The 949-nt window shown below is 56.7% G+C and carries 2 protein-coding genes; both read left to right on the top strand.

Going from position 1 to position 949, the window contains the following annotated elements; all coding sequences use genetic code 11:
• The coding region (locus CW742_RS15505) for an N-acetyltransferase (RefSeq protein WP_369333026.1) at positions 1-159 on the top strand (159 nt) is incomplete at its 5' end.
• A gap of 379 nt (positions 160-538) precedes the next feature.
• Positions 539-949 (top strand): PQQ-binding-like beta-propeller repeat protein (locus CW742_RS14460; RefSeq protein ID WP_292421582.1); only part of this gene is annotated, 411 nt, incomplete at its 3' end.

Raw genomic sequence — 949 nt, 5'->3', positions numbered from 1 at the left:
GGTTCGGAGCTCGTCTCGCGGGCACTTGCATGGTTCAGGGAGGGGCATGCACAGAGAATCCGGGTCTCGGTTGCCGATGGCAATGAAGCGGCCTTCGCCTTTTACCGGAAGTTCGGGTTCTTCCCAAGGATGACGGTTCTTGAACAGAAAAACGGCTGACCCTCCGTCACCTTCACCCCCCGTATACCGCATGTTCACGGTCAGGTCGCATTCTATTGATGAACCGGGTCATTGAACGGCTGCGGACAGCGATGGGAGTTCTGGCGTTCTGAAAAGGAAGGTGCAGGCGGACGGTGCGGATACTGCCGGCATGAATAACGAGACCCGATCGGTACGTTTCACGGGAAATCCCCCCAGAATACTTCCGGGTGTCTCACCGCTCCTCTCAAATGACCGGGTTAGCTGCAATAACCAGCCGTTTCATCGTTTCCACTGGTGCAGGTCTGGGATTATTTATCGCTGTTTTTAAAAAAGGATCTCCAGGGACAACGGATAACCGGTATCTCCGGCGGGTTTGTTGTCTGCCGGAGGTCTTTTGATGAGAAGAATCGAGAAAAATTTCATTACCCTGGTGCTTATTCTGCTCCTGGTTGTGCCGCTGCCCGTTTCCGGTGCCATGTTCCGGGCAGATCCCCGGCATTCCGGGGTTTACGACCCGGGCCCCGTCCAGACGAATAACAACCTTCTCTGGACGTTCGATAAGCAGAACAAGCCCATCACTGCCCCCGCCATCGCTGACGGGACGGTATACTTCGGGAGTGAGGACACCAACATTTATGCCCTCTTTGCCGCCAACGGGACGGAAAGGTGGCGGTATTCAACCGGGGGCAGGGTCCGGTCCGCACCTTCGGTTGCTGACGGCATCGTCTGTTCCGGCAGTGCTGACGGGTACATCTACGGGATTGATGCTGCCGACGGTTCGCTGAGATGGAAGGTGCTGACCGGCCCG

The organism is Methanoregula sp. (genome assembly GCF_002835825.1).
In the GTDB taxonomy this organism is placed as follows: domain Archaea; phylum Halobacteriota; class Methanomicrobia; order Methanomicrobiales; family Methanospirillaceae; genus Methanoregula.
This window is presented reverse-complemented; position numbering and strand designations above follow the sequence as displayed.